Origin of the sequence: Stappia sp. (assembly GCF_048261845.1) — a bacterium.
Taxonomy (GTDB): Bacteria; Pseudomonadota; Alphaproteobacteria; order Rhizobiales; family Stappiaceae; genus Stappia.
In genome coordinates this window covers 47,020-66,316 of the sequence record NZ_JBLXFR010000011.1, presented here as the reverse complement: position 1 = coordinate 66,316, position 19,297 = coordinate 47,020, and the positions used below count along the sequence as shown (strand labels likewise).

Below are 19,297 nucleotides of genomic sequence, written 5' to 3'. Positions count from 1 at the left end.
CCGATGAGGCGCCCATCAGGGGCGTCATCGGGGACCGGATATCATGCAGCTTGCCCGTCTGTTGCCCTGTCGCGCAGTCGCCGTCCTGGCGTTCCTGCTCGGCAGTGCCCTTGCCGCGCCCGGCGCCGGCGCCCAGCAATCCGCCACCGCGCCGGCCGCTCCGCTCGAACCTCCCGTGGAGGTCAGCTCCACTGTCAGCTACCAGTTGGTCGGACGGCTCGACACGGACGCGCTCAACCGGATCCTGGCGGTCGACACGCCGAAATTCTTCGGTGTCGAGGTCGCGTACACGCCCGCAACCAACGCGGTGCGCCTCTACCGGGTCACCTATGCGTCCCTGATCCCCGAGCAGAACAACCGGCCGACGCTCGCCAGCGGATTGCTCGCGGTGCCGGATATTGAGGGGACACGCTTTCCGCTGGTCTCCTATCAGCACGGCACTGTCTACGAAAAGCAGCAGGTGCCCTCCTTCGCCGACCAGTCACCGGAAACGCTGCTGATGATCGCGCAGTTCGCCGGGCAGGGTTATCTGCTGATCGGGGCGGACTATTTCGGTCTGGGCACGTCGCGCGAGCCGGAAGGCTACATGGTCAAGGCGAGCCACCAGCAGGCGACGCAGGACATGCTGACGGCCGCCCGCGCGGTCATCGCGCATATGGGACTTGCCGATGACGGGCTCTATCTCGGCGGCTGGTCGCAGGGCGGCTTTGTCACGCTCGCCATGCTGGAGCGGCTGGAACAATCCGGTACGCCCGTCCGGGCGACCGCGACCGCCAGCGCCCCGATCGACGTGTTCGCCGCGCTCAACGGTTTCCTCGGCTATCCGCGCAAGAACGACGCCGACTGGGTCAACAGCCTGTTCATCCTCTCTGCCTTCTCCTTCGAGAACTATTACGGCGTTCCGGGCCTCGCCCGTTCCTTGATCAGGGACGAGCACTACGAGGCGGCGCGCAAGGCCTATGCCCGCGAGCCGGTCGACCCCGCCAGTATCCCGGCGGACCTGCGCGAGCTTTTGAATGCCGACTATTTCGATGCCCGCTTCTTCGCCGCCTCTGCCTATGGCCGGCTGGTGGCGGACACGGAGGTCTATCGCTGGCTCTATGCAACGCCCGTGCGGACCTATTACGGCGAGGCGGACGAGGCCATCGCCACGGGTCTCGGCCGGCTGGCGATGACCTACCAGCAGGCGATCGGCAACGGCAACCCGAACGTCCAGGCGATCACCACCGGCCCCACGTCGCATCGCGGCACCTTCGCCAGCGCCGTGCCGGACTGGAAGATCTGGTTCGACGCAACGCGCTGATACCCGGAACAGGCGCGCCGCCGGCAGGATCCGGCGGTCGCCTCGCCGGAGGGACCCGGTTGGCGCGATCTCAGTCGGCGCTGCCCTTGTCGCCGTCGAGCGTATGGCGCTGGATCAGCGGCAGCTGCGACAGGGTGAAGGCGATGGTGATCGGCATCACCCCGAACACCTTGAACGACACCCAGAAGTCGGTCGAGAAGCTGCGCCAGACCACTTCATTGACGAGCGCCAGGAAGAAGAAGAACACGCCCCAGCGGAATGTCAGCTTGCGCCATCCCTCGTCATCGAGCCGGAAGACGCTGTCGAAGACATAGCCGAGCAGCGATTTGCCGAACGCCAGCCCGCCAAGCAGCACCGCTCCGAACAGGACGTTGACGATGGTCGGCTTCAGCTTGATGAACAGCTCGTCATGCAGCCAGAGCGTCAGCGCGCCGAAGACGAGGACCACCACCCCGGAGACCACCGGCATCACCGGCAGCCGGCGCGTCAACGCATAGGAGACGATCAGCGACACGCTGATCGCCACCATGAAGACGGCGGTTGCCAGGAAGATCGGATCGCCGACCGAGGCCAGAACCGGAAACCGTTCGGCCAGCGCCTCCCCGCGGGCGTTGGCGAAGAAGAACAGGACCAGCGGCCCCAGTTCCAGCACCAGCTTCAGGAGCGGTGCCAGTTCCTTGCGGTCGGCGGCGTTGGGGCCGTGCTCGAATTCCATCAGTTGCCTGCTCCCTTGCCGGCGATTGCGGTGGCGAAGTCCTCGGCGGTGAAGGGTTCGAGATCCTCGACCCCCTCGCCGACGCCGATGAAATGCACCGGCAGCTTGTGCTTGGCGGCGATGGCGACAAGGATACCGCCGCGCGCGGTGCCGTCGAGCTTGGTCATGACGAGGCCGGTGACGCCCGCCGTGCGGCCGAAGATCTCGACCTGGTTCATGGCATTCTGTCCGGTCGTCGCATCGAGCGTCAGAAGCACGCTGTGCGGGGCGGACGGGTCATGCTTGCGGATGACGCGCACGACCTTCTCGAGCTCCGCCATCAGTTCGGCCCGGTTCTGCAGCCGTCCGGCCGTGTCGATCATCAGCACGTCGCATTTCGCCTCGCGCGCCGCCTGCATCGCGTCGAACACGAGACCGGCGGCATCCGCGCCGGTGTCGCGCGCGATCACCTCGGCTCCGGTGCGCGCGCCCCAGATCTTCAGCTGCTCGACGGCGGCGGCGCGGAACGTGTCGCCGGCCGCCAGCATCACCTTGCGCCCCTCGGCCGCGAACTTGGCGGAGAGCTTGCCGATGGTGGTGGTCTTGCCGGTGCCGTTGACGCCGACGACCAGAACCACATGCGGCGAGAGCGAGGCATCGATCGCGAGCGGCAGGGCGACGGGCGCCAGCACCCTGGCCACCTCTTCTGCCAGGATTCGCCGGACCTCCTCCGGTGCGATCTGCTTGTCGAAGCGACCTTCGGCGATCCGCTCGGTGATCGTCATCGCGGTCTCGACACCGAGATCCGACTGGATCAAGAGGTCCTCGAGCTCTTCCAATGTCGCCGCGTCAAGCTTGCGCTTGGTGAATAGCGAGGTGATGCCGCCGGTCAGGGAGGATGAGGACCGCGACAGTCCGGCGGTCAGGCGCGACAGCCAGGAGCCGCGCGGCGCGTCCCCTGCGGCAGCGCCTGCCGGAACGTCGGCGGGTTGTTCGCTCCGTTCCGGTTCCGGTGACGGATCCTCCCGCGTCAGATCCTCCTGCGGGTCCGTCGCCGACGCCGCTTCGCCTTCCGCGTCATGCCCTGCGCGCAAGGTCGCCCCGTCTGGCGCGGCAGCCGGGCCGGTCTCGTTCGCCGCCTCGTCGGATGCGGCAACGGGGGCGTCGGCGGGCGCCTCGCCCGCATCCGCCGCGTCCGGTGCCGTCTTCGCGGCCTCGTCATGCGTTTCGGGGCGCGAGGGCTCGTCCCGTCCGCCGAAAAGGCGTCCGAGGAAGCCGCGCTTTTGCTCGCTCATGCCGTCATGCCGCCTGTCGATTGGTGATTTCGCCCAAGAGATGCCGCCCGGTATGACCGGCAATGCGCAGCGTGACAAGATCGCCCGCGCCCTTGTCCGGGAACCGCTCGGCGGCGAACTCGACCTGGGTGAACTGTTCGCTGCGCCCGAGCCCGTCACGCTCGATCAGCACGCGCCGGGTCAGCCCGACCTCCGCCTCGAGATGGGCAAGAAGGGCGGCCTCGCCCTTGTCGCGCAGCCGTGCCGCCCGCTCCTTGACCAGTTGCCGGGGCAGTTGCGGCATGCGCGCCGCCGGCGTTCCCTTGCGCGGCGAGAAGGGAAAGACATGCAGATGCGTCAGCCCGCACTCGTCGACGATGGCGAGGCTGTTGGCGAACATCTCCTCCGTCTCGGTCGGGAAGCCGGCAATGATGTCGGCGCCGAAGACGACGTCGGGCCTGAGGCTGCGGACCTCCTGGCAGAAGCGGATCGTGTCGGCGCGCAGGTGCCGCCGCTTCATCCGCTTGAGGATCATGTCGTCGCCCGCCTGCAGGGAAAGATGCAGATGCGGCATCAGGCGCTCCTCGTCGGCGATGGCCCGCATCAAGGCCGGATCGGCCTCGATCGAATCGATCGAGGAAAGCCGCAGCCGGTCGAGACCCGGCACCCGCTTGAGGATCTTGGCGACGAGGTCGCCGAGCTTCGGCGTGCCCGGCAGGTCGGAACCGTAGCTGGTGATGTCGACCCCGGTCAGCACCACTTCCCGGTAGCCGTTGTCGACGAGCCGGGCGATCTGGTCGACGACGACGCCCATCGGCACCGAGCGGGAATTGCCGCGCCCGAAGGGAATGATGCAGAAGGTGCAGCGATGGTCGCAGCCGTTCTGCACCTGGACGAAGGCGCGCGCCCGCCCCTCGAGCCCGTCGATCAGGTGCGACGCCGTCTCGCGCACGCTCATGATGTCGTTGACGCGGACCTTCTCGCTGTCCTCGATGCCGAATTGCGCGACACGGCCATAGGAGGCCCGCTCCAGCTTTTCGGAATTGCCAAGGACGAGATCGACCTCCTCCATGCCGGCGAAGGTCTCCGCCTCCGTCTGCGCCGCGCAGCCGGTGACGATGATACGCGCCCCCGGATTGTCCCTCCGTGCCTTGCGGATCGACTGGCGCGCCTGGCGAACGGCCTCCGCCGTCACCGCGCAGGTGTTGATCAGGATGGCGTCCTTGAGGCCGGCCTCCTCCGCCTCGCGCTTCATCACCTCGGATTCGTAGGCATTGAGGCGGCAGCCGAATGTGACGACGTCGACGCTCACTTGACCACCTCGAGGATCGGACGGTCGCCGGGCGCCGTCTTTTCGAAGGCGAGCGTGTCGGGATCGAGCACGCCCTCGTATTCCACTTCCGTGTCGCCGGTCATCAGGATGTGGTTGTCGCTCTCGCGCCACTCGATGAGAAGCGGTCCGCCGGGAAGCCGCACGGTCACCTTGCGGCCCGTGCGCCGGTCGCGCGCAGCGGCAACGCCAACGGCGCAGGCCGCCGTGCCGCAGGCCTGCGTCAGCCCGACGCCGCGCTCCCAGACCCGCACCTCGATCTCCTCGTCGGAGAGCACATGGGCGATCGAGATATTGGCGCGTTCGGGAAACATCGGGTGGTTTTCCAGCATCGGCCCGATACGCGTCATGTCATAGGCATCAAGGTCGCGCACCCAGAAGACCGCATGCGGATTGCCGACATTGACCACCGAGGGCGTGTGCAGGATCGGCGCGTCGATCGGCCCGATCTGCAATTCGATGGCGCGCGTGTCGTGAAACTCCTCGGCAAGCGGGATCTCGTGCCAGGCAAAGCGCGGCTCGCCCATGTCGACGGTGACGCGCCGCGCCGTCCCGGTCGCCGCCGCCTTGAGCAGGCCGGCATTGGTCTCGATGGTGGCCGCGGCGAGCCCGCTCTCCTCCATCAGGAGCCGGCCGATGCAGCGCGTCGCGTTGCCGCAGGCGTCGACCTCGCTGCCGTCGCGATTGTGGATGCGCATGAAGGCGTCCGCCCCGGCCGGGCTCTTCTCGACCGTGATCATCTGGTCGAAACCGATGCCGGTCTCGCGGTCGCCGATCCTGCGGATCGCCTCGGCGGCAAGGCGCACGGGTGCCGTCCGGGCATCCCAGACAACGAAATCATTGCCGAGCCCGTTCATCTTCAGAAAGGGTATGTTGCGCTCGCTCATAGCGAAATTCGTCCATCTCGCCTGTCCGCGCGGCATCCGCGCACGGACGGCCATTCGCAGGCGCGTCCCGCGCGCCCCGCCGTTTCCCGACTATATGGCGGAAAAGCGCGCGCGGTTCCAGTGCCGCGCACGCAATGCCGTCAGTCAGGGACGGTCGGAACCGTCTCGCAGCGCCTCAGCGGGTGCACCTTCCCGGATGCCCGCCCGGCATCCTAGGTCCGGGCGCCTTCGCGAATAAACGTGCCGTTCTGAAGTTCGCTCACCGCCTGGATCAGCTCCTGACGGGTGTTCATCACGATCGGCCCGTGCCAGGCGACGGGTTCGCGGATCGGCGCACCGGAAATCAGCAGGAAACGGATGCCAAGCGGCCCGGCGGTCACCGTCACCTCGTCGCCCGTCCCGAAACGCACCAGCGTCCGGTCGCCGCTCTCGTCGCGGATATGCACCTCCTCGCCGTCGACTTCCTTCTCCAGCAGCACGCCGGAAGGCTGCGAGGCATCGCGGAACGTCCCCGATCCCTCGAAGATATAGGCGAAGGCCTTGCGGTAGGTGTCGACCTTGAAACGCTTCGTGCGCCCGGCCGGCACGAAGATGTCGAGATAGCTCGGATCTGCGGCGATGCCGTCGACGGGCCCGCGCCTGCCCCAGAACTCCCCGCACACGACCCGCACATGGGTGCCGTCGTCATCGGTGATCTCCGGGATTTCGGCCGAGGGCACGTCCTGGTAGCGCGGGCTGGTCATCTTCAGCGAGGACGGCAGGTTCGCCCAGAGCTGGAAGCCATGCATGCGGCCCGCAGCATCGCCCTGCGGCATCTCCTGGTGCATGATGCCGCTGCCGGCCGTCATCCACTGGATGTCGCCGGCGCCAAGCGATCCCCGGTTGCCCAGACTGTCGCCGTGATCGACGGTGCCGGCGAGCACATAGGTGATCGTCTCGATGCCGCGATGCGGGTGCCAGGGAAACCCGGCCTCGTAGTCCTGGGGCCGCTCGTTGCGGAAATCGTCGAACAGCAGGAACGGGTCGAGCGCGGTCGGATCGCCGAACCCGAAGGCGCGGTGCAGATGCACGCCGGCCCCTTCCAGGGTCGGCTTGGCGGTATCGAGATGGGTAACGGGTCTGACGGACATCTGTCTGCCTTTCTCTCGCGCAAGGCGCGAGCCTTCTTCAACATCCTGCTCCCAAGATAGGCACGCTCGCGCGAGCGACCAGACACCGCACGCTGGACGCAGTGTTCAGCCGGTGATGAACAATCGGATCGCGGGTTTTCGCTGGTCGAACAGTTCGGCTCAGCCGATCCGCATCGCGCTTCCCGGGCGGCAGCGGGCCAGCACGCTCTCCATGTCGCGCCGCGCCAGCGCGACGCAGCCCTCCGTCGGCGTGTAGCCGGGACGCGCCAGGTGAAAGAAGATGGCGCTGCCCTTCCCCCTCACCGCCGGAAAGAGGTTGCAGTCGAGCACGACGACGATGTCATAGAGAGGGTCGTCCCGCCACAGGCATTCGTGCGAGGCACCGAAGGGCAGCGGCACCATGCGGTTGTAGCGTGCATGGCCGGGATCGTCGCACCAGCCTGCGGCCGGCAGGGGAGAGACCGGCAGGGCGGTGCGCGGCCGTCCGACCCGGTCGGGGCGATAATAGACATGCAGGAGCCGGAACGTTCCCGCCGGCGTCGCGCCGTCACCCTCGCGCTTGGCGTACGAAATTCCGCCGCGGCCCAGCGCGCACGCAAACGTGAGCGCCCCGGATCGCAGCCAGCCGGCGGTCCGGCGCGCGGAAAGGGCGCCGACTTCCAGTTCCGGCGCCCTTTCGCGCCCCTGGTCCGACAGAGCGGCAAGACGGGGGGCGAAAAGGTCAAGGGACATCTAGGGTCTGGCCCCATTGAATTGGCGGACATGGTCGGAGCGAATTTGTGCGGAGGCAAGGAGCAAGGCCGCAGGAAGGCTGAAGCCTTTCAAGGGTTTGCGACGCTGACGCCCGTGCAAATTCGCCCGATCCGAAGGACGTTCGATCTGACGGCGATCTGCCGCGTCAAAGCTCCCGACCGGGGCACCAACCCCGCTCTTCGAGCTTTTCCTGGCATCTCTTGTCATATCAAACGCCATCTTCGTCAATTCAATGGGTCCTGACCCTTGGGCGCTCCATCACCCGCGCATCAAGCGCGCGTGAGCAGATGTGTTGCCGGATTGGCGCAAACACGTCAATGCGCGCTCGCGCAATCGTGTTTGCTTGCTTAAGTGAGGGAAAATCGATTTGATTCCGAAGCAGTATAGAGGAGAGGACCGGCCATGAGCGCACGCAAGATCCTGATCGTGGATGATGACGACGATCTGCGGGAGGCCCTGGTGGAGCAGCTTTCGCTCTATGACGAGTTCGAGACCCAGCAGGCGGCGACCGCCGCGAGCGGCATCCAGGCGGCCGAAAGCGGCCATGTCGACCTGTTGCTGATGGATGTCGGCCTGCCCGACATCGACGGGCGCGAAGCCGTCAAGCTGCTGCGCAAGAAGGGCTTCAAGGCCCCGATCATCATGCTGACCGGCCATGACACGGACAGCGACACGATCCTTGGCCTGGAGGCCGGCGCCAACGACTATGTCGCAAAGCCGTTCAAGTTCGCGGTGCTGCTCGCCCGGCTGCGCGCCCATCTGCGCAGCCACGAACAGAGCGAGGACGCGGTCTTCACGATCGGCCGTTTCTCCTTCCGTCCGGCCCAGAAGCTGATGACCGACGACAAGGGCGGCAAGATCCGCCTGACCGAGAAGGAAACCTCGATCCTGAAGTTCCTCTATCGGGCGGGCGAAAAGCCCGTGACCCGCGACGTGCTGCTGACCAAGGTCTGGGGCTACAATTCCGGCGTCACCACGCATACGCTGGAGACCCACATCTACCGCCTGAGGCAGAAGGTCGAGCGCGATCCGTCCAACGCCGAACTGCTGGTGACGGAGGCCGGCGGCTACAAGCTTGTCCCCTGACCAGAACGTCCGCCCGAGGCCTCGGGTCGTTTCGGGACTTGTGCAAATCGGCGGCTTCGGCGTAATGCTCAAGGCATGAGTCTTGCCCGGGACATGGATCTTCTGCGACAGGTGCCGCTGCTCTCCGAATTCCCGGACGAGCAGATGCGGCTTCTTGCCTTCTCGGCGGAGAACGTCTCCTATCGCGACGGAGAGGTGCTGTTCATCTCCGGCGAACGGGCCGATGCAGGCCTGGTGATCGCCTCCGGCTCGGTCGCGCTCGAAAGCGACGGAGAGGAACGCGAGGACCTTGGCACCTATGGTCCCGGCAGCCTGATCGGCGAGACCGCGCTGCTGGTCGAGACACGCCGGCCGGCCCGCGCCGTGGCCGTCGGCCCGACGGAAGTGATCCGCATCCGCCGGGCCCTGTTCAAGCGCATGCTGCAGGAATTTCCCGACATCGCCCAACGCCTGTTCGAGGCGCGGGCCGCGCATTTCCGCACCACCGCCGGGGCGCTGGCCCGGGTGGGCACGGTGCTCGAACAGATCGAGCGCGAGCACCAGGCCTTCCGCGAGGAGCGCCGCCGGGCCGGTGGCATCGGCGACGAAGGCAACTAGGACGTGGACTTATAATTGTGCCGGAAACGGCGCCCGGTCCGGCAATGATCCGCCAGAAAGGCCGCGATGGCCGGGGCGGGACCCCGGTCAAGCGGTCTGACGCCGCGGATCGAAGCCGGACGGGCGCCCTCCGGGTAAGAGGGAACGGGCTGGCAACGGCGTCGCACCCCCTTGAAAACCGGGCGGTTTCCTGCGGGTTTGCTCCTGGTATCCAGTCCCGTTCCCCCATACCGTTTCTCGCCAGAATTATGAGTTCACGTCCTAAGCCCGCCTCAGGCGACGTTCAGCGTCACCGGAATGTTGCCCCGCGTTGCGTGCGAGTAGGGGCACACGACATGCGCCTTGTCGACAAGGGCCTGCGCCTCGGCCTTGTCCAGCCCCGGAACCGTGATGTTCAGCGTCACCGCGATACCGAAACCCGTTCCGTCGTCGCGCGGACCGATGCCGACATCGGCGGCGACGCGGGTGTCTTCCGGCAGCTTCAGCTTCTGCTGGCCGGCGACGAACTTCATCGCTCCCAGGAAACAGGCCGAATAGCCGGCGGCAAAAAGCTGTTCGGGATTGGTGCCCTGACCGCCGTCGCCGCCAAGCTCCTTGGGTGTCGACAGGGTGATTTCCAGCCGGCCGTCGTCGGACTTGGCCGCGCCGGTGCGTCCGCCGGTCGCCGATCCGTGTGCGGTGTAGAGAATGGGCATCGCTGTATCCTTCCTCGATGACGGCGCCGTCCGGCGTCCGCTTCGTTGACTGTCGCGGCCATCGCCGCTCCGATTTACATAATGCACAATTAAATTGTGCGCAATATGTTTATGGGCAATACTGCTTGACAGAAGCCGCCCTGCCCGCGAAGCAGGCCGGCACCGCGCATGACATGAACGGACCGCCCATGGACGAGACCCCGGCCCCGCAAGACCGAACCGGCACCGACAGCTCGCAGGACCTGCTCCTGTCGCGCCAGCTCTGCTTCGCGCTGCACTCGACGACGCTGGCCCTTGGCCGCGTCTACCAGAAGGTGCTCGCCCCGCTCGGCCTCACCTACACGCAATATCTGGCCATGCTGGTCCTGTGGGAGCGCGGTCGCCTGTCGGTCGGCGACCTCGGCGCGGCCCTGCTCCTCGACAGCGGCACCCTGACACCGCTGCTCAAGCGCCTTGAACAGGCCGGCCATGTTCGCCGCGCGCGCGATCCGCGCGACGAGCGGCGGGTGCTGGTCGAACCGACGCCGGCGGGCCTTGCCTTGCGCGAGGAGGCGGCCGGCATCCCGGCGGCCATTCACGCCGCCTGCGGCAGTTCGGGGGTCGCCCTTGACGCACTCCAGTCCGACCTGGAAGCACTCAGGTCCGCGCTGACGAAAAGCGGGGCGGAGGCTCCCTGAACCGCGTTGACGCGGTGCGCGCAAGCGGCAGGAGCAGCCATCGCGCAGCCCGAAAAGCGCAAAAGAAAAGGCCGGCGAAACCGCCGGCCTTCTTTGTCTTGTCCGAGGGTATTACGACCAGGGGCGGCTTTCCGCCGTGACCTTCTCGAAACGGTCGATCGACGGCGCCTTTTCCATGGTCAGGCCGATGTCGTCGAGACCGTTCAGCAGACAGTGCTTGCGGAACGGATCGATGTCGAAGGTGATCGTGCCGCCGTCGGGGCCCTTGATCTCCTGCGTCTCGAGATCGACCGTCAGCGTCGCATTGGCGCCGCGCCGCGCGTCGTCCATCAGCTTCTCCAGATCGTCCTCGGACACGACGATCGGCAGGATGCCGTTCTTGAAGCAGTTATTGTAGAAAATGTCGGCGAAGCTGGTCGAGATCACGCAGCGGACGCCGAAGTCGAGCAGCGCCCAGGGCGCATGTTCGCGGCTCGAGCCACAACCGAAATTGTCGCCGGCCACGAGAATGCTGGCGCCCTTGTAGGCCGGCTGGTTGAGCACGAAATCCGGATTCTCCGACCCGTCGTCATTGGTGCGCATCTCGTGGAACAGGGCCGTGCCGAGGCCGGTGCGCTTGATCGTCTTCAGGAACTGCTTGGGGATGATCATGTCCGTGTCGATGTTGATGATCGGCAGCGGCGCGGCGACACCCGTCAGCTTGTCGAATTTTTCCATGGTCTCTTCGGTCTCCTGCGAAAACGGGCGTGATCAGGCGGCGAGGCTGGTGGCAGCGTCGACGCCGATCATCAGGTTGAGATTCTGCACGGCGGCGCCGGACGCGCCCTTGCCGAGATTGTCGTAGACGGCCATCAGCACGGCCTGGGCCCGCGCGTCGCTGGCAAAGACATGCAGGCGCATGTGGTTGCTGCCGTTGAAGGTCTCCGGATCGAGATCCGGCGCCTTGTCGGCATCCGACAGCGGCGCCACATCGACGAAGGACCCCGAAAGCGCGCGGAAATGCGCATCGAGAACCGCATGGATCTCGGCGCCGGTCGGAACCCGGGCAAGCCCCTCCAGCCGAAGCGGCACCGCCGTCACCATGCCTTGCGCGAAATTGCCGACCGCCGGCACGAAGACCGGTGTCGAGGCAAGGCCGGCATAGCGGGTCATCTCCGGCAGGTGCTTGTGGTTGAGGCTCAGCGCATAGGGCAGGAAGGGCGGTTTTTGCGCGCCCGCCGCCTCGTAGGATTCCATCATCTGCCGGCCGCCGCCGGAATAGCCGGAAATGGCGTTCACGGTCACCGGATAATCCGCCGGCAACAGCCCGGCATCGATGAGCGGGCGCAGGCAGGCGATCACCCCTTGCGGATAGCAGCCGGGATTGGCGACGCGCTTCGAGGCGGCGATCGCCGCACCCTGCGCACTCGTCATCTCGGCAAAGCCGTAGTCCCAGCCCTCGGCGACACGATGCGCGGTGGAGGCGTCGATCACCCGCGTCGTGTCGTTCTCGATCAGCGCCACGCTTTCGCGCGCCGCGTCGTCCGGGAGGCACAGGATCGCGACATCGGCGCTGTTGAGCAGCTCGGCCCGCGCACCAAGGTCCTTGCGCCGCTCGGGCGCGATCGACAGGAGTTCGATGTCGCGGCGACGGGCGAGGCGCTCGCGGATCTGCAGACCCGTCGTGCCGGCTTCGCCGTCGATGAACACTTTCGCGACCATGGCTCCAACTCCAGATAGGGATGGCAACCGGGAAATTCCCCGGCAAGGGGGGCTTTCTACACCACGCAAGGGGCCCTTGTCATGCCCCTGCGGGCCGGCGGCGGGCCCCGGCCCGCACCCCGCTCAACGCGCCATCGCGTGATACTCGGGATTGGGGCGCATGTCGGTTGCCGCCGCCACCCGGTTCGACATGTTGAAGAAGGCCGCGACGGAGGCGATGTCCCAGATATCGCGGTCCGTGAAGCCGGCATCGCGCAGGCCCTGGCGATCGGCCTCGACGATCTCCTGCGGCATTTCCGTCAGCTTGACCGAGAAATCCAGCATCGCCCGGTGGCGGTCCGACAGGTCGGCGACGCGGTAGTTCATCACCATCAACTCGCCGAGTTCGGGATCGCCGGAAATCTGGCGCACGGCCGCGCCATGCGCGGTCAGGCAGTAATAGCAACGGTTCACCGCCGACACCGCCACAGCGATCATCTCGCGCTCGAGCTTGGAAAGCCCGCTGTCCGCGAGCATCAGGTCGTTGTACATCTGCGTGAAGGCGGAAAGCTTCGCCTCGTTGAAGGCGTAGGCGGCCAGAACGTTCGGCACCATGCCGAGTTTTTCCCGGCACTTGTCGAAATAGGCAAGCGTCGCATCGCCAAGCGGCGTCTCGTCCGCGATGTCGAGTGCGATCGGCCGTTTCGTATCGCTCATGTCATGCTCCTCCCTTAAGGGTTGCCAGCGCGCATCACTCCCGCACGGACCAACCCGAATACCGTGTATCCCGCCTCGGAAAGGATTCCATCCGTTGCCATCTCGCTCTAGCATGCCGTGTTACCGACGGCGACCGCGAGACGGTTCGCGGAAAAAGCGCGGCGGAAACAACGGAACCGGGCGGATTGCGCTTGAGAACGATCGCTGATCGACAGACCCGGATGATGGGGGACCAATGCCCGAAGCACGTGAGCACGCAAAAGCCCGACTGATCGAAACGGTGGTCGCGGGGCTCGAGCCCGATATCGGCGCCTTCGCGCGCGACCTGTTCGCGCGCGGCGCGGCGGAAGATCTCGTCAGCTACACGGAGGCGGATCTTGTCGCGATCGCACGAACCGCCTGGTCGGAGATGGCAACCCACCCGCTCGGCACGCACCGGGTCCACATCTACAATCCGCAACCGACGGGCGAGGGCAGCCGCGCCGACGACGTGACGGTCGTCGAGATCGTCAACGACAACATGCCCTTCCTGGTCGATTCGGTGATGGGCGAGCTGCAGGCGAGCGGCTTCGAGGCGCGCCTGGTGCTGCATCCGATCCTCGCCGTCGAGCGCGACGACGCCGGCAAGCTCGTCGCCTTCCATGGCACCAGCAAGGCCCGCGAGGCCGGCATCCGCCGCGAAAGTCTCATCCACATCCACGTGGCGCGGATCGACACCAGCCTCGAGCGCGAGCAGCTGGCCGAACGTCTCGAACTGGTGATGAAGGATGTCGGCTCGGCCGTGCGCGACTGGGAGCCGATGCGCGACCGTCTCGCCGCCGCCATCGGCACCTACAAGAACACCCCTCCGCCGGTTTCCGTCGACGAACTCGGCGAGGCGATCCAGTTCCTGGAGTGGATCGCCGCCGACAACTTCATCCTGCTCGGCATGCGCGAGTATTATTTCGAGGGTGGCGTCGCCAAGGGCGAACTGTCGCACCGCAAGGGCACCGGCCTCGGCCTGCTCGCCGATCCGGAGGTGCGCGTGTTGCGGCGTGGCTCGGAATTCGTCGTGATCACGCCGGAGATCCGCGAATTCCTGATGAAGCCGGAGCCGCTGATCGTCTCCAAGGCGAACGTCAAGAGCCGTGTCCACCGCCGCGTGCACATGGATTATGTCGGCATCAAGCTGTTCGACGACAATGGCGAACTGGCCGGCGAACTGCGCGTTGTCGGCCTCCTGACCGCGACGGCCTACACCCTCTCGACACGCAGCATCCCGTTCCTGCGGCGCAAGGTCGACAGCGTTCTGGCCCGCGCCGGTTACGATCCCGAGAGCCATTCCGGCCGGGCGCTGACCAACGTGCTGGAAAGCTACCCGCGCGACGAACTGTTCCAGATCGATCCCGATCTCCTGTACCATTTCTCCACCGCGATCCTGCAGCTTGACGAGCGCCCGCGCATCCGCGTGCTCGCCCGCCGCGACCGCTTCGACCGGTTCGTGTCGATCCTCTGCTACGTGCCGCGCGATCGCTACACGACGGAGGTGCGCCTCCGCATCGGCGCCTATCTGGCCAAGGTCTATGACGGCCGCCTCTCGGCCTGGTACGTGTCCTATCCGGAAGGCCCGCTCGCCCGCGTCCATTTCATCGTTGGCCGCGACCAGGGCGAGACGCCCGATCCGGCGCAGGAAGACATGGAACAGGCCGTCTCCGGCATCGTGCGCACCTGGGCCGACGGCCTGCGCGAGGCGCTGCGCGCCGCCTATGGCGGCAACAAGGCGCTGGAACAGGCGACCCGCTACGGGGATGCGTTCCAGGCCGGCTATCGCGAGGTCTATGGGGGCGAGACCGCGCTGGAGGACATTCGCATCGTCGAGAAGCTCGACGACAGCGCCGACACCGCGCTCACCTTCTCCAGACGCCAGCAGGACGCGCCCAACCGCGTCGTTCTCAAGGTCTACCACCACCTGGTGCCGATCCCGCTCTCCGCACGCGTGCCGATCCTCGAGAACATGGGCTTCCGGGTGATCAACGAGCGCACCTACCGGATCACTCCGGCCGACCGGCCGCTCGCCTATCTGCACGAACTGTCGCTGGAACCGGCCGGCGCCAACGACATCGACCTGACGGACGACCTGAGGAACCGGCTGGAAAGCCTGTTCCTGGCCATCTGGCGCGGCCGGGCCGAATCCGACGGCTACAATGCCCTGGTGCTCAATGCGGGCCTTGCCTGGCGGGACATCGCCATGCTCCGGGCCCTGTCGCGCTACCTGCGCCAGGCCGGCATCCGCTTTTCCGAGGACTACATGTGGCGGACACTCAACCGCTACAGCGACATCGCCGCCAGGCTCGTCGAACTCTTCCACCTGCGCTTCGATCCTTCGCTGGAAGGGTCCGACCGCTCGCTTGGCGCGGCACGCGTCGAGCAGGAGATTTCCGACTCGCTCGACCATGTCGACAGCCTCGACGACGACCGCATCCTGCGCCGCTTCGGCAACATCATCGCGGCGATGCTGAGGACCAATTTCTTCCAGCTCGACGCCCACGGCCTGCCCAAGCAGACCTTCGCCTTCAAGCTTGACCCGCACCGCGTGGAGGATCTGCCCCTGCCGCGTCCGTTCCGCGAGATCTTCGTCTACAGCCCGCGGGTCGAGGGCGTCCACCTGCGCTTCGGCAAGGTCGCGCGCGGCGGACTGCGCTGGTCGGACCGCGCCCAGGACTTCCGCACCGAGGTGCTGGGCCTGGTCAAGGCCCAGCAGGTGAAGAACGCCGTCATCGTGCCTGTCGGTGCCAAGGGCGGCTTCGTGCCCAAGAACCTGCCGGCCGGCGGCAGCCGGGACGAGATCTTCGCCGAAGGCACCAAGGCCTACAAGATCTTCATCTCCTCGCTGCTCGACGTCACCGACAACCTGTCCGGCGACGATGTCTGGCCGCCCGAGAGGGTCGTGCGACACGACGATGACGACCCGTACCTGGTCGTCGCCGCCGACAAGGGCACGGCAACCTTCTCCGACACCGCCAACGGCATTTCCGAAAGCCGCAACTTCTGGCTCGGCGATGCCTTCGCCTCCGGCGGCTCGGCCGGCTACGACCACAAGAAGATGGGCATCACCGCGCGCGGCGGCTGGGAGGCCGTGAAGCGTCACTTCCGCGAGATGAACCGCGACATCCAGAACGAACCGTTCACGGTCGCCGGCGTCGGCGACATGTCCGGCGACGTCTTCGGCAACGGCATGCTGCTGTCGAAGGCGATCCGCCTCGTTGCCGCGTTCGACCATCGCGACATCTTCATCGACCCCGATCCGGACCCGGAGACGACCTGGGAGGAGCGCAAGCGCGTCTTCGACCTCGGCCGCTCGTCCTGGAACGACTACAACACCGCGCTGATCTCGGAAGGCGGCGGCGTCTTCTCGCGCCAGTCCAAGTCGATCCCGCTGAGCCCCCAGATACAGGCCCTGCTCAACCTGCCCAAGGCGAAGGCAACCCCCCAGGAGGTCATGAACGCCATCCTCAGGGCACAGGTCGACCTGCTGTGGTTCGGCGGCATCGGAACCTATATCCGCGCCGCCTCGGAAAGCGACGCCGATGTCGGCGACCGCGCCAATGACGCGATCCGCATCACCGCCGCCGAAGTCGGCGCCAAGGTGATCGGCGAAGGCGCCAATCTGGGCATGACGCAACTCGCACGCATCGCCTTCAACCGGCGCGGCGGGCGCAGCAATTCGGACGCCATCGACAACTCGGCCGGCGTCAATTCCTCCGACATGGAGGTCAACATCAAGATCGCGCTCGGCGCGGCCGTGCGCGGCAACCGGCTGTCGCTCGCCGACCGCAACATCCTGCTGGCCGAGATGACCGAGGAAGTCGCCGCCCTCGTGCTGCGCAACAACTACCTGCAGACGCTGGCGATCAGCCTGACCGAAGCCCGCGGCATGGAGGATTTCGGTTACCAGCGCCGCATGATGCGCCAGCTCGAGCAGGAAGGCCTGCTCGACCGGAGCGTCGAACAGCTTCCCGACGAGGCGGCGCTCGACGAACTGGCGGCGGCGGATACGGGCCTCACCCGTGCCGAGATCGGCGTGCTGCTTGCCTATGCCAAGATCACGCTGTTCGACAGGCTGCTCGACAGCACCGTGCCCGACGACAGCTATCTGGCGCGGGAGCTGTTCCGCTACTTCCCCAGGCAGATGCAGGAAAGCTATTCAGGGGAGGTCGAGGGGCACCGGCTGCGGCGTGAAATCATCTCGACGATGCTCGCCAACTCGATGATCAACCGCGGCGGCCCGACCTTCCTGACACGCATCGCCGACCAGACGGGCGCCGATCCGGCCCAGGTCGCACAGGCTTTCGCGGCCGTGCGCGATGCCTACGGACTGACCGCCCTCAACAGCGAGATCGACGCACTCGACACGTCCGTTGACGGCCAGTTGCAGCTCGACCTCTATCGCGCGGTCCAGGACCTGGTGCTCGAACAGACCGTCTGGTTCCTGCGCAACGTCACCTTCGAGACCGGTCTGGAGGCCGTTATCGCGCGCTTCGGCGCGGGCATCGACGCGCTTGCCCCCATACTGCCCGGCCTCGTCCAGCCCACGCTCAAGGCGGAGATCGAGGCCGAGGCCACCCGTCTTTGCGAGGCAAATGTGCCCGAACCGCTGGCCGCGCGCATCGCCCGGCTGCCGGTGGAAGCCGAACTGCCCGACATCGTCCTGATCGCCGAAGAGACGGACCGCGACCTTGCCGAGGTGGCGGAGGTGTTCTTCAAGGTCGCCGGCCATTTCCGGCTTGGCGCGATGGACGCCAAGGCCCGCGGCCTGCGCATCTCCGATTATTACGACGGTCTGGCGCTCGATCGCGCCAGGGCGACGCTGGCCGGCGCCCATCGCGACGTTACCGCCGAGGCGCTTACCGCGGGCGGCTTCGACGCCTGGCTGGCGGCCAACGAGGCGCGGGTCGGCCGCACGGCGCGCGCCGCCGGCGAGATCATCGAGGGTGACCTGTCCGTGTCGAAATTCTCGGTCGCGGCAGGTCTGCTCGCCGAACTCGCGCGATGAACGACCTGGCAGCCGCCGCAAGGCGGAGCGGGCAGGATACCGGCGCCGGGCAACCGGCGCCGGTCGGGGGCCGTGCGGTCGCAAGCTGGCTGTTCTTCGATTGGGCGGCGCAGCCCTTCTTCACGCTGGTGACGACATTCGTCTTCGCCCCCTATTTCGCCTCCGCGCTGGCAGATACGCCAGCCCGGGGGCAGGCGCTGTGGGGCTATGCGACGGCCGCCGCCGGCCTTGCCATCGCCCTCATGGCTCCCGTTCTGGGCGCGATCGCCGACCGGACGGGCGCGCGCAAGCCGTGGATCGCCGGTTTCTCGCTGCCGCTGGTCGTCGGCTCGCTCGCCCTGTGGCTGGCCGTGCCCGGCGAGCCCTGGAGCATTGCCATCGCGCTCTGCGGCTTCGCCCTCGCCACGCTCGGCGTCGAGTTCGCCACTGTCTTCACCAACGCGATGATGCCCGATCTGGTGCCGCGCGCGCGCCTTGGCCGGCTGTCCGGCAACGGCTGGGCGCTCGGCTATGCCGGCGGGCTCCTCTCGCTGGTCATCGCGCTCGGCCTGATGGCGGCCAATCCGGCAACCGGTCTCACCCTTCTGGGTCTTGAGCCCGTCCTCGGTCTCGATCCCGCGACACGCGCCGGCGACCGGGCGTCCGGGCCTTTCTCGGCACTCTGGTATCTGATCTTCGTGCTGCCGCTGTTCCTGTTCGTTCCGGACGTTCCGCGCCGGGCCGTTCCGCTTTCCGGCGCGGTGCGGCAAGGCCTGCACGATCTTGCCGCCACCCTTCGCCAGGCGCGGGCGAACCGGCAGGTGATGACCTTCCTGATCGCCAACATGGTCTACAAGGACGGCCTTGTGGCGCTTTTCGCCTTTGGCGGCATCTATGCCGGCGGCGTGCTCGGCTGGTCGTCGATCGAGATCGGCACCTTCGGCATCCTGCTCACCGTCACCGGCACGCTCGGCGCCGTCATCGGCGGCCGGCTCGACGACCGGCTCGGGTCCAGGCGTGTCATCTCCGGCGCTCTCGTGGTGCTGATCGCCTGCGGCCTCGGCCTCGTGTCCGTCGATCGCGACACGGTGCTCTTTGTCATCGACACGGCAGCGCCCGCGCCCGGCGCCGGCCTGTTCTCGACCCTGCCCGAGCAGGTCTTCCTGGTTCTCGGCGGGTTTCTCGGAGCCGCCGCCGGCCCGCTTCAGGCGGCCTCCCGCACGCTGCTGGTGCATCTGTCGCCGCAAGCCGGCCTGACCCAGTATTTCGGCCTTTTCGCCCTCTCTGGAAAGGTGACGAGCTTCCTCGCGCCGCTGACCGTCGGCCTCGTCACCGCCGCCACCGCCAGCCAGGCGGCAGGCATGGCGGTGATCCTTGTCTTCTTCGCCGCCGGCCTGCTGCTTCTGTCCCGCATCGAGGACACTCGAAAGCCCCTCTGAAACGCAAAACGGGCGGGGTTTCCC

The 19,297-nt window shown here is 66.9% G+C and carries 16 protein-coding genes; 6 read left to right on the top strand and 10 right to left on the bottom strand.

All coding sequences use genetic code 11. The features are described 5' to 3' along the window. The first annotated feature begins 43 nt into the window (after positions 1–43). Positions 44–1,303: an alpha/beta hydrolase family protein gene (locus tag ACN0T5_RS07070; RefSeq protein WP_417767921.1), complete on the top strand. Its 1,260-nt coding sequence runs from the start codon at positions 44–46 to the stop codon at positions 1,301–1,303. Between the two features lie 70 nt (positions 1,304–1,373). On the opposite strand, the gene ACN0T5_RS07065 is transcribed toward ACN0T5_RS07070, so the two are convergent. The 6 genes from ACN0T5_RS07065 to ACN0T5_RS07040 form a co-directional block, all read right to left on the bottom strand. Then, positions 1,374–2,018, bottom strand: a complete 645-nt coding sequence (locus tag ACN0T5_RS07065) for a septation protein A (RefSeq protein ID WP_417767920.1) — start codon at positions 2,016–2,018, stop codon at positions 1,374–1,376. Beyond that, positions 2,018–3,292, bottom strand: a complete 1,275-nt coding sequence (ftsY, locus tag ACN0T5_RS07060; RefSeq protein WP_417767919.1) for a signal recognition particle-docking protein FtsY — start codon at positions 3,290–3,292, stop codon at positions 2,018–2,020. Before ftsY ends, ACN0T5_RS07065 begins: the two co-directional genes overlap by 1 nt. Before the next feature lie 4 nt (positions 3,293–3,296). After that, a complete protein-coding gene (gene mtaB, locus ACN0T5_RS07055) occupies positions 3,297–4,583 on the bottom strand; it encodes a tRNA (N(6)-L-threonylcarbamoyladenosine(37)-C(2))-methylthiotransferase MtaB (RefSeq protein ID WP_417767918.1) in 1,287 nt (428 codons plus the stop codon). Continuing rightward, positions 4,580–5,488 carry a diaminopimelate epimerase gene (gene dapF / locus ACN0T5_RS07050; RefSeq protein WP_417767917.1) on the bottom strand — a complete coding sequence of 303 codons (909 nt, stop codon included), beginning with the start codon at positions 5,486–5,488 and terminating at the stop codon, positions 4,580–4,582. The genes mtaB and dapF overlap by 4 nt, the downstream gene beginning before the upstream one ends. A gap of 212 nt (positions 5,489–5,700) precedes the next feature. After that, positions 5,701–6,618, bottom strand: a complete 918-nt coding sequence (locus tag ACN0T5_RS07045; protein ID WP_417767916.1) for a pirin family protein — start codon at positions 6,616–6,618, stop codon at positions 5,701–5,703. A 159-nt stretch (positions 6,619–6,777) separates the two neighbouring features. Continuing rightward, a complete protein-coding gene (locus ACN0T5_RS07040) occupies positions 6,778–7,350 on the bottom strand; it encodes a L,D-transpeptidase family protein (protein WP_417767915.1) in 573 nt (190 codons plus the stop codon). 423 nt (positions 7,351–7,773) lie between these two features. Here ACN0T5_RS07040 and ACN0T5_RS07035 point away from each other — a divergent pair, with 423 nt between their 5' ends. Next, positions 7,774–8,457: a response regulator transcription factor gene (locus ACN0T5_RS07035; RefSeq protein WP_417767914.1), complete on the top strand. Its 684-nt coding sequence runs from the start codon at positions 7,774–7,776 to the stop codon at positions 8,455–8,457. Between the two features lie 75 nt (positions 8,458–8,532). Further along, the gene (locus tag ACN0T5_RS07030; RefSeq protein ID WP_417767913.1) at positions 8,533–9,054 is read left to right on the top strand and encodes a cyclic nucleotide-binding domain-containing protein; all 522 of its coding nucleotides are present in this window, start codon (positions 8,533–8,535) and stop codon (positions 9,052–9,054) included. A 272-nt stretch (positions 9,055–9,326) separates the two neighbouring features. Here the strand turns inward: ACN0T5_RS07030 and ACN0T5_RS07025 are convergent, their stop codons facing one another. Beyond that, positions 9,327–9,749 carry an organic hydroperoxide resistance protein gene (locus ACN0T5_RS07025; RefSeq protein ID WP_417767912.1) on the bottom strand — a complete coding sequence of 141 codons (423 nt, stop codon included), beginning with the start codon at positions 9,747–9,749 and terminating at the stop codon, positions 9,327–9,329. 188 nt (positions 9,750–9,937) lie between these two features. Between ACN0T5_RS07025 and ACN0T5_RS07020 the strand changes: the two genes are divergently transcribed. Continuing rightward, complete coding sequence (locus ACN0T5_RS07020; RefSeq protein ID WP_417767911.1) at positions 9,938–10,426, top strand: MarR family winged helix-turn-helix transcriptional regulator; 489 nt, start codon at positions 9,938–9,940, stop codon at positions 10,424–10,426. 111 nt (positions 10,427–10,537) lie between these two features. Here the strand turns inward: ACN0T5_RS07020 and leuD are convergent, their stop codons facing one another. From leuD to ACN0T5_RS07005, 3 genes are all read right to left on the bottom strand, one after another. Next, positions 10,538–11,143, bottom strand: a complete 606-nt coding sequence (gene leuD / locus ACN0T5_RS07015; protein ID WP_417767910.1) for a 3-isopropylmalate dehydratase small subunit — start codon at positions 11,141–11,143, stop codon at positions 10,538–10,540. 33 nt (positions 11,144–11,176) lie between these two features. Then, entirely contained in the window at positions 11,177–12,127 is a 951-nt protein-coding gene (argC, locus tag ACN0T5_RS07010) for an N-acetyl-gamma-glutamyl-phosphate reductase (RefSeq protein ID WP_417767909.1), read from the bottom strand. Positions 12,128–12,250: 123 nt separating this feature from the next. Further along, entirely contained in the window at positions 12,251–12,823 is a 573-nt protein-coding gene (locus ACN0T5_RS07005) for a peroxidase-related enzyme (protein WP_417767908.1), read from the bottom strand. Positions 12,824–13,058: 235 nt separating this feature from the next. Here ACN0T5_RS07005 and ACN0T5_RS07000 point away from each other — a divergent pair, with 235 nt between their 5' ends. Then, a complete protein-coding gene (locus tag ACN0T5_RS07000; protein ID WP_417767907.1) occupies positions 13,059–17,855 on the top strand; it encodes an NAD-glutamate dehydrogenase in 4,797 nt (1,598 codons plus the stop codon). After that, complete coding sequence (locus tag ACN0T5_RS06995; RefSeq protein WP_417767906.1) at positions 17,852–19,273, top strand: MFS transporter; 1,422 nt, start codon at positions 17,852–17,854, stop codon at positions 19,271–19,273. The genes ACN0T5_RS07000 and ACN0T5_RS06995 overlap by 4 nt, the downstream gene beginning before the upstream one ends. The last annotated feature ends 24 nt before the right edge of the window (positions 19,274–19,297 follow it).